This is a genomic window from Paenibacillus piscarius, from assembly GCF_022234545.1.
In the GTDB taxonomy this organism is placed as follows: domain Bacteria; phylum Bacillota; class Bacilli; order Paenibacillales; family Paenibacillaceae; genus Paenibacillus_AQ; species Paenibacillus_AQ piscarius.
Genome location: NZ_JAIEUI010000041.1, coordinates 1 through 17,184 on the forward strand (window position 1 = coordinate 1; position 17,184 = coordinate 17,184).

At 43.5% G+C, this 17,184-nt stretch carries 20 protein-coding genes; 8 read left to right on the plus strand and 12 right to left on the minus strand.

Translation table 11 applies throughout. The features are described from left to right. Positions 1–388 precede the first annotated feature (388 nt). A complete protein-coding gene (locus K1558_RS32230; RefSeq protein ID WP_238656152.1) occupies positions 389–1,375 on the minus strand; it encodes an NADP-dependent oxidoreductase in 987 nt (328 codons plus the stop codon). A 169-nt stretch (positions 1,376–1,544) separates the two neighbouring features. Here K1558_RS32230 and K1558_RS32235 point away from each other — a divergent pair, with 169 nt between their 5' ends. After that, entirely contained in the window at positions 1,545–2,123 is a 579-nt protein-coding gene (locus K1558_RS32235) for a TetR/AcrR family transcriptional regulator (RefSeq protein WP_238656155.1), read from the plus strand. Between the two features lie 233 nt (positions 2,124–2,356). After that, on the plus strand, positions 2,357–2,686 hold the full coding sequence (locus K1558_RS32240; protein WP_238656157.1) for a hypothetical protein: 330 nt from the start codon (positions 2,357–2,359) through the stop codon (positions 2,684–2,686). An 89-nt stretch (positions 2,687–2,775) separates the two neighbouring features. On the opposite strand, the gene K1558_RS32245 is transcribed toward K1558_RS32240, so the two are convergent. Beyond that, the gene (locus tag K1558_RS32245; protein ID WP_238656159.1) at positions 2,776–3,681 is read right to left on the minus strand and encodes a S1 family peptidase; all 906 of its coding nucleotides are present in this window, start codon (positions 3,679–3,681) and stop codon (positions 2,776–2,778) included. Between the two features lie 466 nt (positions 3,682–4,147). Between K1558_RS32245 and K1558_RS32250 the strand changes: the two genes are divergently transcribed. After that, positions 4,148–4,861 (plus strand): response regulator transcription factor, encoded by a 714-nt coding sequence (locus tag K1558_RS32250; RefSeq protein ID WP_238656161.1) that lies wholly within the window; start codon positions 4,148–4,150, stop codon positions 4,859–4,861. A 2-nt stretch (positions 4,862–4,863) separates the two neighbouring features. Beyond that, on the plus strand, positions 4,864–6,186 hold the full coding sequence (locus K1558_RS32255; protein WP_238656163.1) for a sensor histidine kinase: 1,323 nt from the start codon (positions 4,864–4,866) through the stop codon (positions 6,184–6,186). A gap of 83 nt (positions 6,187–6,269) precedes the next feature. Here the strand turns inward: K1558_RS32255 and K1558_RS32260 are convergent, their stop codons facing one another. The 5 genes from K1558_RS32260 to K1558_RS32280 form a co-directional block, all read right to left on the minus strand. Further along, the gene (locus K1558_RS32260) at positions 6,270–6,623 is read right to left on the minus strand and encodes a hypothetical protein (RefSeq protein WP_238656165.1); all 354 of its coding nucleotides are present in this window, start codon (positions 6,621–6,623) and stop codon (positions 6,270–6,272) included. A 302-nt stretch (positions 6,624–6,925) separates the two neighbouring features. Then, entirely contained in the window at positions 6,926–7,582 is a 657-nt protein-coding gene (locus K1558_RS32265) for an inositol monophosphatase family protein (RefSeq protein ID WP_338019752.1), read from the minus strand. Beyond that, positions 7,583–7,738 (minus strand): hypothetical protein, encoded by a 156-nt coding sequence (locus K1558_RS32270; RefSeq protein WP_238656167.1) that lies wholly within the window; start codon positions 7,736–7,738, stop codon positions 7,583–7,585. Between the two features lie 410 nt (positions 7,739–8,148). Next, on the minus strand, positions 8,149–8,526 hold the full coding sequence (locus K1558_RS32275) for a hypothetical protein (RefSeq protein ID WP_238656169.1): 378 nt from the start codon (positions 8,524–8,526) through the stop codon (positions 8,149–8,151). A 101-nt stretch (positions 8,527–8,627) separates the two neighbouring features. After that, complete coding sequence (locus K1558_RS32280) at positions 8,628–9,638, minus strand: matrixin family metalloprotease (RefSeq protein WP_238656171.1); 1,011 nt, start codon at positions 9,636–9,638, stop codon at positions 8,628–8,630. A 1,066-nt stretch (positions 9,639–10,704) separates the two neighbouring features. Between K1558_RS32280 and K1558_RS32285 the strand changes: the two genes are divergently transcribed. After that, on the plus strand, positions 10,705–11,322 hold the full coding sequence (locus K1558_RS32285) for a hypothetical protein (protein WP_238656173.1): 618 nt from the start codon (positions 10,705–10,707) through the stop codon (positions 11,320–11,322). A 141-nt stretch (positions 11,323–11,463) separates the two neighbouring features. On the opposite strand, the gene K1558_RS32290 is transcribed toward K1558_RS32285, so the two are convergent. Continuing rightward, positions 11,464–11,838, minus strand: a complete 375-nt coding sequence (locus K1558_RS32290; RefSeq protein WP_238656176.1) for an inositol monophosphatase family protein — start codon at positions 11,836–11,838, stop codon at positions 11,464–11,466. A 248-nt stretch (positions 11,839–12,086) separates the two neighbouring features. Continuing rightward, positions 12,087–13,082, minus strand: a complete 996-nt coding sequence (locus K1558_RS32295; protein ID WP_238656178.1) for a MerR family transcriptional regulator — start codon at positions 13,080–13,082, stop codon at positions 12,087–12,089. A gap of 78 nt (positions 13,083–13,160) precedes the next feature. Here K1558_RS32295 and K1558_RS32300 point away from each other — a divergent pair, with 78 nt between their 5' ends. Next, positions 13,161–14,447 carry an amidohydrolase gene (locus K1558_RS32300; protein ID WP_238656180.1) on the plus strand — a complete coding sequence of 429 codons (1,287 nt, stop codon included), beginning with the start codon at positions 13,161–13,163 and terminating at the stop codon, positions 14,445–14,447. A gap of 44 nt (positions 14,448–14,491) precedes the next feature. On the opposite strand, the gene K1558_RS32305 is transcribed toward K1558_RS32300, so the two are convergent. The 3 genes from K1558_RS32305 to K1558_RS32315 all read right to left on the minus strand — a co-directional run bounded on the left by K1558_RS32305 (position 14,492) and on the right by K1558_RS32315 (position 15,823). After that, the gene (locus K1558_RS32305) at positions 14,492–14,989 is read right to left on the minus strand and encodes a DinB family protein (protein WP_238656182.1); all 498 of its coding nucleotides are present in this window, start codon (positions 14,987–14,989) and stop codon (positions 14,492–14,494) included. 234 nt (positions 14,990–15,223) lie between these two features. Further along, positions 15,224–15,448, minus strand: a complete 225-nt coding sequence (locus K1558_RS32310) for a helix-turn-helix domain-containing protein (RefSeq protein WP_238656184.1) — start codon at positions 15,446–15,448, stop codon at positions 15,224–15,226. Between the two features lie 120 nt (positions 15,449–15,568). After that, positions 15,569–15,823, minus strand: coding sequence for a helix-turn-helix domain-containing protein (locus tag K1558_RS32315; protein ID WP_238656186.1), 255 nt, complete (start codon positions 15,821–15,823; stop codon positions 15,569–15,571). 113 nt (positions 15,824–15,936) lie between these two features. Between K1558_RS32315 and K1558_RS32320 the strand changes: the two genes are divergently transcribed. Then, complete coding sequence (locus K1558_RS32320; protein ID WP_238656188.1) at positions 15,937–16,230, plus strand: DUF6809 family protein; 294 nt, start codon at positions 15,937–15,939, stop codon at positions 16,228–16,230. Positions 16,231–16,624: 394 nt separating this feature from the next. Beyond that, positions 16,625–17,137, plus strand: a complete 513-nt coding sequence (locus K1558_RS32325) for a dsDNA nuclease domain-containing protein (RefSeq protein ID WP_238656190.1) — start codon at positions 16,625–16,627, stop codon at positions 17,135–17,137. Positions 17,138–17,184: the final 47 nt, after the last annotated feature.

Genomic DNA, 17,184 nt, shown 5'->3' on the forward strand with positions numbered 1-17,184 from the left:
CTCCTCCTATATCTAGTCTACATTTTTGTGGGGGAGGACTCCAACTTCTTTAGGGGGCTGTGGAGCAATGAGCTCGCTGAAGGTGCACGGGCTAAATGTATGTTGAAAACAGCATACATTTGCACACACGTAGGCCTGAGGCCCGAATCGGAGCGTTCCCCCTCCCCCAAGTGCTCACGCCCAATCTACTCCAGCGTAAAGAGCTATCCCAAGCAGCCGCTTCATGGCTTCTGGGATAGCTCCTTTTTTCAAAATATAAGAATTTATATGTTGCACACGATAACTTATCCTTATATTTCTCGCTGAAACGGGTGCCGTCCTTAAAATGGACGGCAAAGCCGTTTCCGCTTGTGCAGATTACAAATTCCCATCCCGTCAGGCATGGCATTTATCCAAGATTTTTCGTTATGATGATTTTCCCCCGTTTGGTTAGCTCTTCACTTTTGCGATACGCCTGAAGCAGGCCTTGGGCAGTGAAGGGATAAGCCTCATGGATATGAATATTCAATTTATTCTCTTGCATACGGCGGAGAATGGATTCAAAATCAGCACGGTTAGCTCTTGCCTGGAAGAAATAGGCGTGAATGCCGCGGATCTTCGGGTATTCATTGAGCGCGAATGCCACCACTGAAATATAGGTCCCGCCATCCTTGATGACCGAGTAGTTCTTCCTTCCGATGTCTCCCGGTAACCCGGTACCGAAAGTGGATGAGTCCATAGCGGCATCCAATACAAAATCAACAGGCTCTGTGATTTGAGTGGCGAAGTCGGCTTTCGTATAATCGATCACCTCGTCAGCGCCGAGTCCTTTGACGAAATCGTGATTATAATCCCTGGCAGTCGCTATTACATATGCTCCATGCTGCTTGGCTAACTGGACTGCTGCATGTCCGACTCCTCCAGCGCCAGCTTGAATAAGGATGCGTTGTCCCGGTTGAAGCTGGCCATGCTCAAACAGCGCTTGCCAGGCTGGCAGGGCAACGGCAGGCGCGGCGCCTGCCTCTTCGAAGGAGAGACTCTCAGGAATAACGGCCAGAAGATCCTCCTCCACGGCAACATAGTCCATGTAGGAACCTCGCGGAATCATACCCATAACACGATCCCCCGGCTTGAAATGCCGGACTTTCCCGCCAACCTCCGTAACAATACCGGCTACTTCATTACCAAGAACAAGCGGCAATTGAAATTGATCTGAAAATTTATCGGCCAATGGACCCTCAAGAATTGCACCGCTGCGAAATAGTTGATCTGCGGGATTGATGGATGAGGCGCGCATTTCGACGAGAACCTGTGTGTCGGTGATTGCGGGAACGGATATTTCCAGTTCTTCTAGCGCTTCGGGAATTCCAAAGCTTGTCAAAGCAATAGCTTTCATAATGATCCTCCTCATAAATTGAACATAAGTATGACTCACTGATTGTTTAAGCAACACCTGTTTGATAAGATAATAATATTCCGGACTTGAGAGTTCAACCGGCAGAGTTAGAGGAAAGTTGCATAGGCAACACATTGTGAATATTGATGCTTAATAAGGAGATATAGGGATGGTAAATCAGGAAGATCCGAGGGTATTGCGCACCCGGCAGTTAATCAGAACAGCGTTCAGAGATTTGCTGCAAAAGAAAGGCTTTGATGCAATCACCATCAAAGATATCGCTCAGGAAGCTACCATTAACCGCGCCACCTTTTATGCCCATTTTGAAGATAAATATGCTTTGCTGGACGAAGTCACAGAACAGGCTTTTCATGAGAGGATTCCTGAGCAAGTGGTGAATGCAGAGGAGTTCACGGATGATATTTGTGGCCAGTTGATCATTATGACGCACCAATACATCATAGATTTTTATCGGATCTGCCGAATTGATTCCAATCCAATGGCTAAGCTGGTCGATGATAAAATCAAGAAACTGCTGCAGCAAACCATAGAAAGCATATTTATTAAGGAGGATAACTGTCATGGGGAGGACATTCATCAGATAAAGATCATGTCGGCTATGACAGGTTCAGCCATCTATGGCGCTGCGCATTATTGGTTAAATGCTGGGGAGAATAATCGGCCCGATCTGCTCGTAGACCTTGCTCGTCCCTATGTAATGAACGGTCTGGGGCTGGAAAAACCATGAACGGCATAAGACACACACAAGCACTGATAACCTGGCATCGGGATCCCAGTAAATTCTCTAAGAATGAATGGATACGCGATATCGTTGTTCACTATGGGGAGATCATAGGCAAGGATGCCGCCACCGTCCGCATTCTATAACGCAATTTTCATATATTTTACTCATACTTGTTCCACAGAATTCCCGCAATCGCCTGCTAAGATGAAGATACTTTCAAAGAAGAGGTGATTGAAATGATCAAATGGACAAGAAGAGTAATCGCAGTGTTGGCAGTAGTAAGTGTGGTGGGCGGCTCCACGAGCGCATTCGCAGCAACGGCGCCTGTTGTGAAATCTGTGAAAGAAGTGAAGGTAACTACACCAGCTGTAAAATCTGCTGCCCCTGCTAAGGTAACTCCTGTGAAAGTCTCCACTCCTGCCAAGGCAGCAGTATCAACAGCAGCGCCAGCTAAGCACAAAGCAGCAGTAAAGAAGTCCGTAACCGCTAAACACAAAGTTTCCGCCAAAAAAGCTGCACCTGCTAAATCCGGCAACAAGACTACAGTGACAACTAAAAAGAAATAAAGCACTCAATAGATTCTTAAGTAGGCATCATACGTACAACAGTCAAAGGCGGGGCTCAGGAAGAGTCCCGTCTTTGATCTATCATCTAACTACCTCTGACCTCCGTCAGCGGCGTGTCCAAAAATGGCTTTTGACAAATGGTTATTTTCGATGAATTGTAAAATAAGCTTCGAGCTGGTAGCAAAGGAACGGGGTTCACCGAGTATAGTAGAGGAGATGACGCCGACTATCTTATCATTCGAATCTATGACGGGGCTGCCGCTGTTCCCGGGCCAGGTCTGTACTTTGATCTCCATGGAATTCGTGTAAATGTCGGGGATGGAGGTATTTTTCGATTTGCGGAAAACAGCCACATTGTCGGCGGTGAACGTTCCGTAGAGTGGTGTCCAGGTGTACTTCTTCGTTTTTGCCGTGTTAGATGTTTCTATTGGCTTAGTAGGGTGCCCGATGACCGTCACCTTCTCACCTGCCGCCGGCTGGAGGTTGAAATATTTGAAATAGCTGTCTTGATAAGCCTTGGGGATTTTATTAGCGTCAACTTTCAGCAGGGAGAGGTCTTCCTTCACATCGGTAGCCACTAGTGAGCCGAGCAGATACCCGTCCGACTTTTGCGCATAAAAGGTGATCTGGAATCGTAATGCCTTTCCATTATAACTCTCGGGGGCCACGTGATTGTTGGTGACAATGTATCCGCCGGGTAACATAAAGCCTGCAGCTGTACCTATCTTTTGCTTGGTTCCCTTATCGGACAAGACATACTTTTCTATCATGACGACTCGTGTCAGATTCTTGTAATTACGATACGCTGTGACCCGCTGTTCCTTGGATAATGCCGGGTTACTGGTGTAAGGACGAACCTCAATACCGGATTTCTTGACCGTTACGGATGTAATGGACACTGTGCTGCTGGCAGAAGCTGCGGCGATATGGATACCCAATACTAGAACCGTAACCGCCAGTATACTTGAGAGGATTCTGCGAACTCGCTCAGTCATATTCACTCCTCCTTTAATTTATATTATTGAGGAGTGAGACAGGTTGTGACGGTCGGTCTGCGGATATGTAAGCTGGCATACGAAAAAGACGAAACACGATCTTGATTCCAATCGCATTTCGTCTCTTGATCAAGGGCGTGAATTATACTCTTCCAGCTTCCATAGCTATAAACAATGATGGGATATAGATCATTAAATAAAGTCCAACTGAAGCCAGAATGACATTTCGGATCGAAACCCCATTCCCATCACGGAGCTTCTTAAACATGAGCGCAAAGTTAAAAAGAAATGAAAAGCAAGATATGGGAAGAACAATATGCAACCAGATAAACACCTAATCACCTACTCAATTTTAATTTGGGTATGTTTGTCTATTGTGGGGATTAACGTAACTGTACACCATTATCTCTGGATTAGCTAGTTGGGTATAATAGAGCTAGATTAGAACGGTAAAGGGGTATACATAATGGCGAAAATTGTGGTCGTAGATGACGATCTTTTTATTTTACAGCTGCTCTCGGAATATTTGCGCAAGGAAGAGTACGAGGTGACTTCGTTCCCGAATGGCCGCACGCTGGTTGAACATGTCCGTACAGAGCACCCGGATTGCCTGATCCTCGACATTATGATGCCCGGCATTGACGGTCTCGCACTGCTTACCGAGCTGCGCACCTTCACCGAACTTCCCATTATTATGATCTCTGCACGCGGCGAAGAGAGTGACAGGATTCAGGGACTGGAGCTGGGCTGTAGTGACTTCCTGAGCAAGCCGTTCAATCCGCGTGAGCTGGTGGGCCGGGTGAAGTCTATGCTGCGTCTGGCTAGAGCGGGCAATGCTGCTGCGGAGGAGACATCGCCAGTGACGGCGGCGAAGCAAGTGTGCAAGTCCGGGAACGTGGAGATTGATGCGGATTACCGGAAAGTGACAGTGAATGCAGAGGAAGTAAGCCTGACCTCGCGGGAATTCGATCTGCTGCTCTTCTTGGCCTCCCATCTGGAACGGCCCTTCGGGCGTGAGCATCTGATTCAGCAGGTGTGGGAATATGACTTTTTCGGGGATGTCCGGGTCGTAGACGATGTGGTCAAAAGAATCCGCAAAAAGCTTGCCGAGCACCACTCCACGCTGCTAATTGATACGGTGTGGGGCTTCGGATACCGGGCATCCGTGCGGAAGGTGTAGCCATGCGGACCATTCGCGGTAAAATGCTGTTCTCGCTCTGCATTGCCATGCTCGTCACTGTAGCGATTACGGTGATGTTGTTCGTGCGCCTGATCGACGACATTCTGATGAATCAGGTGAAGGCAGAGCTGCACGGACAGGTGGGGAAGGCGCAGAAGCTGATCAGCGATGGTGACCTCAACAATCTCAGCAGTACACAGTTTAAGTATGTGGTCAAGGGACTGATGATGAACGCTGACTATATGATTCTGGATGCAGATCAGAAGATAATTGACGCCAGCAATGAGAAGGAGGAAGGCAAGCAACTGCACTACACGCCTACGGGGAAAAAGGGAATAGCCCTCTTACACGGCAGAAAGGTATTATATGCACAGGAAAAGCTGAGGGGGCTGTCTGATGAAATCTTCATCTATTCGCCGCTGTCCTCGCTTCGAGCCTTATACGGCTCCCTCATGCGGACCACATTGTTGTCCATAGGAGCCAGCTTTGTGGTAATTCTTGCCATCGGGCTGTTCGCCGTCTCACGGGTAGTGCGGCCGCTGAACCGGCTGAAGGAGGCCGTTGGGCGATATGAGCCTTCCTATGCACAGCATAATCCTTTTCCGCAGGGGGACCGGACCGAGATCGGGGAGCTGATGACCACCTTCCAGTCCATGTCTGGGCGTATCCAGCAGCATCAGCAGAGCCAGATAGAATTCCTGCAGAATATCTCGCATGAACTCAAAACCCCTCTCATGTCCATCCACGGCTTCGTGTTCGCCATTCAGGATCAGGTGGTCTCGCAGGAGGAGGGGCTTGAGGTCATCACCAACCAATCGCAGCGCTTAATTGATATGGTGGACAAGCTGCTCCAGCTCTCCCGGCTGGAAGCCGTAGACGAGCATTGGCCCGCCGCCGCCGTTGACCTGCGGACGATGGCCGAAGAAGCCGCTATGCTGCTCATGCCGGAGGCCGGCAGGCGGGATCTGAAGCTCACTGTGGAAGGGGAGAGCCTATGCGCTACGATTCCCGGTGAGCAGCTGTTCCGTATCCTAGTCAATCTATTGCAGAATGCAGTTAGGCATACCACAGATCAGGTGGTCATCCGGGTGGACCCGGAGGTTCCGGGAGCCGCATGGGCGATCCATATTGAAGATAACGGCCCAGGTCTGGCGGAGGAGGAACGGGAAGCGGTCTTCGAGCGTTTCTATACTGGAGCGAACGGCGTCACCGGCCTCGGCCTGGCCATCTGCCGTCAGATTGCAGCACGGCTGAACGGCGAGCTGACCTATTCCCGCTCGGAGCTGGGCGGGGCGCGGTTTAGTTTTAGGAAAAATATTGGGTAACAGCATTATTTTCATCGGCACTCTTCATACCAATCATCTTCAAGATTTTGAATAGTATCAAAAGATTGTTCCACCTAAGAATACTAATCGCCGGGCATGTGCCAGCCCGTTTCCTCATCCCAAATTGCATCCGTATCATCTAGATGCACATGCCAATCTCCATTAGTAATACTTCTTCTAATATCCGTCAAACAGGTCAACCAATAAAACAGCGCCTGCAATGTATCTTCAAAATTGTCTGAAAGGGGCAGCTTTGTTGAACCTGCAAAGATCACCGTTGGTTCCTCCTGATCATAGTCATAAACATAAAATGTTTCTCCAATATCCTTCATTTCAAAACCCGCATTGTATTTATCAATGATGGCTGTTATCTCTTGCTGCTCACTGCTGGTAAGGTTATGATTTCTCATACAAGTGTAATAAATAGAAATCCCCATGCTACATTCCTCCGTTATTAAAATAATCACTCAAGAATTTACATCCTCAATATTATTACATATTACCCTATCAACCCAAAATCTAACGGACCGGAGAGACCTTATCCCCGCGAAAACGCCACTTTTTGCAGCTTAACAGACTCAGGCGACCTTATAGTCTCTCTATGAGACGTTTCGGAGCTGAAGTGCAAAGTATAAGGCCTGTGGAGTCCGTTATTCGCCCAATTGGCGACTTTCTTCCCAAATAAGAGCACTCAGTCCGTTACGCTAAGCCAACCCCCCTGAAGAACAACACACTTCTTTTATTCACATTTCATTCGCAATAACGTCAAGAGATCCTCGCAGATGCCAGGTGTCGTGAATACAACCTCTTCACCATAAAGTTCTACAGGGATGTTATTTGGCACTGAATGTACATGGCAGCTCAATGCTCCCGCCTCCCGTGCAATTAAACCTGCTGCTGCTACGTCCCAGGGTGAAAGACTCTCTGTATGAGCATCTAACTTTCCGGAGGCCACATAACAAATATCTAATTTTGGTGCGGCAAAGCGTCTAATGTCACGACAGTTTCTTCTGAGCCGGTTCACTCTTTCAATTGCTGGCTGAACTTGAGCTGGATCATGAGGAAAACCCGTACCTATGACAGCATCTAGTAGTGAAGTACATTCACGAATTCCTAAGCGCTCACCATTGCAATAGGAGCCTTCGCCTTTAATTCCTACATAGGTACAGCTCAACTCTGGCGCATACACGGCTCCTGCCAGCACTACGCCATCAAGGGCAAAAGCCAATGAAACGCCGTAATGCGGCAGGTTCCGGGCAAAATTAACTGTTCCATCTAATGGATCTACCACCCAAACCGGACCTTTAAAATTGAAATTATCCCAGTTATGTACGCCATCTTCCTCCGAAAGAATTCGATTACCTTGAAATCTCCCATTAATGGCTTCTTGAATGATTTATTCCGACAGCAAATCAGCCGATGTTACGAGCTCACCTGCATCCTTGTAATTCACTTCAATGTTCTTACGGCTGCGCAGATCGGAAATTCTGTCACCTGCTTTGGTTACGGTCTGTTCTGCAAACAAGGCCAATTCTCGAAGGTCGAACTTCATTTCGTACCCATTCCTCCTTACAGTGCGTGATTTTTTCAGACATAGATCATATTCGTGACCCGGTAATGCACCCCCTCTTAAGGATTAAATTTCGTTTTTTACTGTTTGGAACTAGCATTTCAGGATCAGATGGTTATCCGGGTGGACCAAGATTGCGGCACGATTGAACGGGGAATTGACTTATTCCCGCTCAGAGCTGGGCGGGGTGCGGTTTAGTTTTAGGAGGAGGGTTGGGTAATAAGGTGCCATGTGTGTAGACGCGGGGCGATATAAGCCAAAACAAGTTCATGTGTTATTGGTTATTTTAGACGGGATCATTAAAAGGAACAGCAGCAGAACAAGATTAAATAAGTCTTAGACTGCTACTGTTGTCGTTCAGCTAACCTTATCCCTAATTTGATCGTTCTCGTTTATTCTACAACAGCTTTAACATACTTGTTTTTCTCATATTCAATAGCAATAGCTTGTTTGGAATCGACTCCTTGGATTGACCAAATTTGAGTACCCTTCGGGTAATAGTTTGAAAAGTTATCAGTATCTTCTTTAATTTGGGTTTCATCTGTAGAATAGTTTAGAATTTCTCCAACAACTTTGTTGATATTGATTTTTTCATCAGTTGTAACCTTATACTTTTGATTGTCCCATATTACTAAAGGGTAGGGGAAGGAAGACTCAACTTTTTCATCTACATTGGCTACATTAGCAGGATTGTTTTTTAAATCGCCAGCATTATTAGCATTGGAGCATGCCGTCAGGATTATTAAAAACATGATTATTACTTTCTTCAATGATCATCACCTCTCTTTCATGACGTAACTTCAGGGGGAAATGTTTCCTTAATTAAAAATACTTTCTGAAATCAATCAGAAAGTATTTTTTACAGGATTATTTATAACTCCTTATTAGACCTTATATTTTTAAATTGTCCTAATTCATAAATGAATATACCATCATCTTCATTAAGGGGTATGAATGTTTTTTCATTTATTTTACGTAAAAATAAAATGACCTCCTGATTATCCTTTAAGTGGGTTGAAGACTCAGAAAAAACAGTTACTTGCCCATCTGTGCCTCCCATCTGAGAGATTGTGATGATTTGTCCAGGACTGTAATCTCCTTTTAAAGTATCAATAATTTCTATATTGACTTTGGTAGTGTAATTGAGGTAATCGCCCTTATTAAAGTCACTTTTTGCTTCTCCAACCATTTTTCCTTTAACAACTAGATCAGCAGCTTTTGTTAAAGCTTCTTTATCTTCATAATACACTGCCCACGAAGGATGAATATAAATTCCATCCTCTAAAGAATCATCTCTAGTATCTTCAAGTTTTGATTCAGTCTCTTCAGAAGAAATAGTAAAAGCAGGATAAAGTCCATTAACAAAATTTATATCCGATGACGAAGGTGAAAGTGCTCTGGCTAAACTACCATCACTATTAAAAGTATACGGATGCATAATGGAACTGCTTTCTACAACTGATGTATGTGTCAAGCCCAGAGAATGCCCTACTTCATGGCCTGTCACTCCAGCTAATACACTATTTGTGTACATGCTATTTGATGTATAGTAAGTATTTAAATTTAATATAGCGCTTTGAAGTATACCATTATTTACAGCCTTAGAAGTCATTCCATCCCAAGTTACAGAAGAATTAGATACGTTGACGGCATAATAAGTTGAACTGACACCTACAGCAGTTGATACTTTAAAATTTGTGTTGTTGTACCATTTTGCAGCACCTGTAGCCCAAGGAGAGTTTATGCTATTACTATTAATATATAATGTGTTAAATCTACTGGGCCATTTCCCATTAGTTCCCGGAACTGCGTTCACATTACTTACTAAGAATGAAGTGCTTATGAACAAAGTAATAAAACCAATCAGAAATTTTCTTTTCATTTTATCCTCCTCAGATTATTAAATATGAATATATTAAAAGAATGATCACCTCTTTCGATATGTTTTTTGGTTTTTTACATAATAATCATAACTCACCAAAAAAATAAAAGATGATTTACGACAAAAGTTGTCAATAAAAAACAATTAATAACATTACTACCTTGACCAAAGAAACGCAGGAATTATTCTTTGACAGTCTGTCCTTGCCAGCCACAAGACATTCGGTGGACAGTGAAGTGGTCGAGCCAATGAAGCCTGGACAAGTACTGTGCTAAAACTTTTAAGTAAGTGCGGGGAAGCTATAGTGTATTTTGTTTACAGAACCGTTAGTGGGATGGCTTCACTTGCAGGCTTGTGAAAGATGAACCAAAGTCGATTGGACACTACTAATCCAGGAATTACTGTTGTTCATTATCCAGACACGAAGATCAGGTGGTCACATAGGAAGAGGGATTTGAGGCGATTGATATCTAGTCACAGCACTTCATCGGTATGGTTGACAAGCTGTCCAGCTCTCCCGGCTGGAGAGCCGTACCGGACTCGCCTTGGCCATCTGCCGCCAGATTGCAGCACGATTGAACAGGGAAATGACTTATTCCCGCTCGGAGATGGGCGGGGCGCGGTTTAGTTTTTGGAAGAAGGTTGAGTAATGAGGTGCCGCGCATGTAGAAGCGGGGCGGATATAAGCCAAAACAAATTCATGTGTTATTGGTGGTTTTAGAGGCACCCAATAAAGTAATAACGGCAGAAAGACTAAATAAGTCGACTGCTGCTGTTGTCGTTCAACTTACGCTTCTAGTAAGAGTAATGTTTCGTTGGTAAACTATGATACGGTTCACTAACGGCTAGTATTTAAACGAGGGAGTGATGTTTTGCTCCTCATAATCCTAAACTTACTCAAATTATAAAAGGACTCATCATTTAATTGCTTATTTCCATAATCGAACGTGCTAGTGCATACTGATGTGAATAATAGAATAAAGAGTGTTGTATAATAGCCATGTTACTGATATTCACCTATTGCTAATGGTAAAGAGTTTAAGAAACAAATAATAAAATCAGAGGAGTGAGAGCTATAGAATTCTTAGTACAGGTAGTTAGATATGCAAACGAAGGTTTTAATATAAAACCCTATCGTTCGAAGGTTTACCATCATACAGGAGATTTTTTCAACTACTTAGTTGAAAGAGTTAATTTGCATCAAACCGTAAACCTTTATAAACGTGATACTGATCGGATGATGATTTCTAATCCTGAAGGCTGTTTTGCTTTCCTGTACAACTATGATGTCTCCCAGATAAGCAAGACAGGGAACTTGTTCATTCGATTAAACGCGCGTAAAAATGTTGCTTATCTTCGGTTGGATGAAGTTGTTTATGTAAGAAATATACATGCAAATATGAAGAACCGTTTTATCGGCGACATCATTCACGAGATTCCTGAGCCATCGACAGGAATTATGCATGAATTTCCTAACTCGAGTATGTACGACGAACTTAATTGGGTTCAGATGCCTGTTTCTGTATTTCTAGATCGTAGCAAAGAACACTTTGAAATGTTTGGAAGAATGCATGAGAGAATCAGTGAAGTATATTTAACATGTGAACAGATCAATAGATTAATTCCTCATACATCCTTGTTCTTTGTTAAAAAATTCACCAAACACTATAAATTAATTGGTTAGAGACAGTAAAATAGGATGTATCGTAGGTTTAATTAATCAGTTTTATATTTTCGTTATATTCTTTGAAGAAATGAACATCAAAGGGAATGGACTATTATTGTATAACATTTATTTTAAAAAGAAAACTAAGGGGGAGCCTTTTCAGGCCTCCCCTGCTCCTGCCAGCACTACGCCATCAAGGGCAAAAGCCAATGAAATGCCGTAATGCGGCAGGTTTCGTGCAAAGTTAACTGTTCCATCTAAAGGGTCTACCACCCAAACCGGACCGTCAAAATTGAACTTATCCCAGTTATGTACTCCATCTTCCTCCGAAAGAATTCGATGACCTTGAAAGCTCCCATTAATGGCTTCTTGAATGATTTTTTCCGATAGCAAATCAGCCGATGTTACAAGCTCACCTGCATCCTTGTAATTCACTTCAATTTTTTCACGGCTGCGCAAATCGGAAATTCTGTCCACTGCCTTGGTTACGGTCTGTTCTGCAAACAACGCTAATTCCCGAAGGTCGAACTTCATATCGTTCCCATTTCTCCTTACAGTGCGTAATTTTTCAGACATAGATCATATTCGTGACCCGGTATTGCATCCCCTCTTAAGGAATAAATTTCGTTTTTTACTGTTTGGAACTAGCATTTCAGGATCGGGAGGTCACGCAGGAGGAGGAGGAGAGATAATCACTCATCCGTTTCCGGCTAGTTAAACGCTGGCTTCGTTGGCTACACATACAATACGGTGAACCTTGACGCAGGGGTAAGCTTTTTGGCTTACCGGATAGGTACTGCTAAAACAACATGCAACAGTTTATTTACTTTAACGTGCTTCGTGATGCATCCGCTATCCTCTAATAAATCAATGAGCTTGGGGAGTAGAACAGAATCCTCATCACCTTCATGCGCTGTGCTTACTTCCCCGTCAATCATCAAATCGGCGATGCAGATCCGTCCGTGAGGTTTTAGTACTCTGCGCATCTCCTGAATTGCCAACAGCATTTGGTCACTTGTCAGATGATGCAGGGCAAAGCTCGAAACAATAAAATCAAATTTCCCGTCAAGGTACGGCAATGCCAGGAAATTGCCAAGCTTGGTCTCCATCTCGGGAAATTTACGCTGACACTCCTTCAACATTTCGTTGGACTGATCCACTCCAGCCATCACCGCACCTTCATGGATCAGCCGGCCAGCTAAATTCCCTGTCCCCGTTCCAATATCCAATCCACGTTCTCCACACATTGCTGAGACCCATTTCACTACGAGCCGCAGCGCCTCATCATAGTCCCCATATTTCCGTGTGTCCTCTTGAACCAACTGATCATGAACGCCGGCTAAGCGGTCATACTCCCACTTATCCTTCCATGTCCGATGTTCTCTCAGTCTTCTCGAACCCTCCGCCAGAATGTAAATGTCGTCAAGCGGAAGGGTATGGTCATTTTTGAGGGTCTCAATCATTTGGTCTGTTGTCTCGATAATCTGCTGCATTTCGACCCACTTGGTGAACATGACGGATCGCTGGAGCTCTAACAAATATCGTAATTTACTGCTGCCTTTGGCTTCAATATCCAATAGTGCAGTCCTAATGTCACTAACCGGCATTCCTGATTCGCGAAGTGCAATGATCGTCTGTAAGCGCCAAATATCCTCTTCGTCAAATATCCGGTACTGATTGTCAGCTTGTTTGGAAGGAGCAATGAGACCTTTGGCTTCGTAGAATCGAATCGCGCGCTGCGATATTTTCAGCATATCAGCGACTTCTTTAATTTTCATGAGCTAGACCCCTTTATGTTCTTGACCCTCACTTAACGTCAAGGTTTAGTATAAACCGTAGCAAAGGAGGCTGTCACGATGAAGACATTAATCAAAGGCGCGACCATCTTAACCATGGGGAAAGAGGAACCATATACCGGGGATATACTCATTGATGGGGACCGCATAGCGGACATTCAGTCCATCATATCCACCGGGGCAGATGATGTCATCGATGGCGGGGGGATGGCTGCAATGCCCGGGCTGATCAACGCGCACCAACACTCGTCTATGAGCTTATTGCGGGGATTTTCCGACGATCTGAAGCTTATGGATTGGTTGAACCGGAAAATGCTCCCTGCTGAAGCACGCATGACTCCAGAGGACATCTATTGGGGAGCAAAGCTTGCGATGGCGGAAATGATTAAATCAGGTACGACAACCTTCGCCGACATGTACATCCACATGAATGAAATCGCGGCAGCGGTGGAAGAGGCCGGTATGCGGGCTTCTTTAACGCGGGGGCTCACCTTCCTCGAAAATGACGGAGGGCGGCGAATGTCCGAGGCGCTTGATCTCGTCCGTCACTGGAGCGGTGCAGCGGAAGGCAGAATCACGACCATGCTGGGGCCTCATTCCCCTTACACTGTTCCTCCGCAGCCCTTTAGAGAGGTTATCGACTGGGCGGAGCAGGAGGACATACCGTTACATACTCATTTGGCCGAAACGAAAGAGGAAGTCATTCAGATGCGGGAAAAGTATAATCAGACCCCAACCGAATATTTGTATCACCTCGGTCTGTTTGACAAGGCGCATGTGCTCCTCGCACACAGCGTGCATCTAAATCGCCGTGATATTGGGTATCTGAAAAGTATGCGGGGTGGCGTGTCCCATAATCCTGTGAGCAATCTCAAGCTTGGCTGCGGCATAGCGCCGATCAAGGATATGGCTGACCAAGGGATTATAATTGGCTTAGGCACGGATGGGGCGGGCAGCGCCACCACGTTAGACATGTTCGAAGAGATCCGGGCGGCAACATGGCTGCAAAAATTGGATTACGGAGACCCCACGAAGCTTCCCGCTTTGGATGCTCTTCGTATGGCGACGGCTGGAAGTGCGGAACTGCTCCGCATCGGCCATGAGGTCGGCACGCTCGAAATCGGAAAGAAGGCAGATATCATCTTGATTGATATGAGAAAACCCCATTTGCAGCCGGTGCACAACCTCCATTCACTGCTCGCCTACTGCGCTAACGGTGCGGATGTGGACACCACCATCGTTAACGGAAAAGTGTTAATGCAAGGCCGTCAGCTGCTCACGATTGATGAAGACGAGTTATTGGAGCAAGTATCGCTGCGGTCTAAGCGTATCGTTGAAGGCATCTAATTCCTATATTTATTGAATAATGATTGATGATGATGTCAAAAGAATTAGCGTAGTGATTTCAGAGTTATAATCTGTTCGATATGTCGTTGTTCGTGTAGATATAGCAATTCTATCCATTGGTCTAAGGGCAAGTCCTCGAAAACAGGATGCTTTGCGGTGATGGTTTTTAAAATAGTCTTATCATCCACCTTGCTTATAGCCTCAGTCAGATTTTTTCTGGATTCATTTAACAGAAGAAGTATTTGTAACACTTGAAATGGTTCCGACCTGGGTTCAGATATCTCAGGTGCCTGAAACTTCTTGGATTTATCCAATACAAGATGAATTGGTTTGCGTGTTGATTCTGTTACATTCATTTTATCAAGTCCTGATATTATTGCTTTGGTAAACAAAATTTCTGTAATGACTAAATGATGACAAATTTGTGCAATGCTCCATTTATTAGTATCCACTCTTTGATTGAATTCATTGTCATTCAGAGAAGACAACTCTTTTATCAATATTTTTCTGCTTCTAAACAAATTCTCCTCTAATTCATTCATATGTAGCTCTCTCCTTAGTATCCGTAGTTTATAGAATCATTATAACAAGGTTTTAGTACTTGGTACTAAAAATTACCCCCTTTGAAACTAAGAAAGCAACAATTTTATAGAAAACCGCCTTTTTTTAAAAAGTTCAATTTATATAGGTAATAGCTTCTTTTCATGAAAGCCTATTCCCTAAAAATAAAAACAAGTTCATGTGCTTCTTAGCATGAACTTGTTTTAGGTTGCGGGTTATTCTTTTTTTGTAGAATATCGCTTAGGGGAATCAGTCTGCCCCAAGATATAATCAATACTAACATTGTGGAAGTTAGCCAGCGTAATCAGAACGGCACTCGGAACATCCAAATTCCCATTCTCATATCGGGAATAAGTGGCTTGTGTGATTTTTAAAAGTTCAGCCATTTGTTGTTGTGTCAGATCTTTGTCTTCGCGTAAGCCGCGGATTCTTTCGTACATTGCTCATCACCCAAGCCAAGTTTACGTTATGCGTAAGTTGCATATTGTTATTTATGCGGTTTTCGCATAAAAATTATGCATGACTGAGTTTTAGAGTACGAACGTGTTGTTGGGGAGTGGTTATTCATATGAGTTCGCTTCTGTTCCAGAATAATCATGTGCAGGAGGATAACGCATAGGGGTGGTGGTCTGCCCTAAAATATAATCAACACTAACGTTATGGAAATTAGCTAGCTTAATCAGAACGACGCTAGGGAGGTCCAGATTCCCATTCTCATAGCGAGAATAGGTGGTTTGTGTAATATGTAATAAGTCAGCCATTTGTTGCTGTGTTATATCTTTATCTTCGCGTAAGTCACGGATTTTTGTGTACAATGCTCATCACCTAAGCCAAGTGTACTTTATGCGAAAATTGCATATTGCGTTTTATGCGGTTTTCGCATAAAATTAATTCATTAGTAGGGAGAAAGTCCACAGAAGGAGGTCTGATGATCATTATTTTGGAGGATTTTTATTACGGCAAATTGCGCCCAAATGAATTGAACAATACATGTAATCCTGAGGTACAGAAGATTGATCAAAACATCATTGAGTTATTGCAGGTGCTCAAAGAAAGACTACCCGAAGAAGAATTTAAACAAGTGGAGCAACTGTATGATTTACAAAGTGACTCAAATTCCTTACAGTCGGCTTTATCTTTTATCCAAGGTTATAAAATAGGTGCGATAATGATGATTGAGGTGTTTAGCGGGGAGAGAGAGTCAAATCATAAAGGTACTTAATAAGCCAGTAAAGAACCGGAGCTGAAGTATGCTTCGGTTTTTTGTATGTTAAGTGAGAAGTTAGCGATATCAACCATAATATACCTTGAAACGAACGCATGTTCTATTATATACTTGAATTAATATAGTGGCTAATGCTCAAAAGCTAACGGTTGAAGGAATGGAGAGGGGGATTATACGTTTATGTAAGAAAATTATAATTTAGGTAATTTGAATTTCAGAAAGTTTCATTTGCGTTTATAAAACTCATCAAAGAAAAAAGTATGAATAAATATAGATAAAGGAGGGGATTTAATAAATTTGTCGAAATATTCCTAATACTATAACCCCTTTTGTGATGGAGGAAATGTATTAATGCAAATTTACTCGAATAATTTGTGTAGAGGAATAGACAATGAATAATTTGAGCAGTACTTCTGCTGTAAACGCTGGTGTCCATGGTTCAACAGGCACTGAATTTCAAAAATATTGTGCATTGTACTTTTTGTTCGAACAGTATAATGCCTTAAAAGATACAGAGTACTTTATTTGCTTAGAACATCATGATGATTTTTTGTTTTGTCATCTTAATAGGGAAGGTTTTATTTCTTCTGTTGAATCTTATCAAGCAAAAAAGTCTTCTGTTAAGTGGGATATGAGTAGTTTGTACGAATTGCTTAGTAAAATGACTGGGGTTGGCTTATCACTTAATGCAGATGATATGCCAAAAGGAAACAATTATACACATAACTTAGAGTTTATAACTAATAACTCTATACAATTAAATAATGGTCTTAGCGGGAAAAGCAAGAAAAAAATTATAACCATTAATGAGAGTAATAGTAGGTTAAGATATGCAGATTTGGATAGTGAAATAAAAATTAAAATCGAAGATGAATTAAAAAAACTACTATATAAGTTGAACTAGAATTATTCAGTAAGTCGGTCGTTCTCTAAACGAAGACAAAGACGATC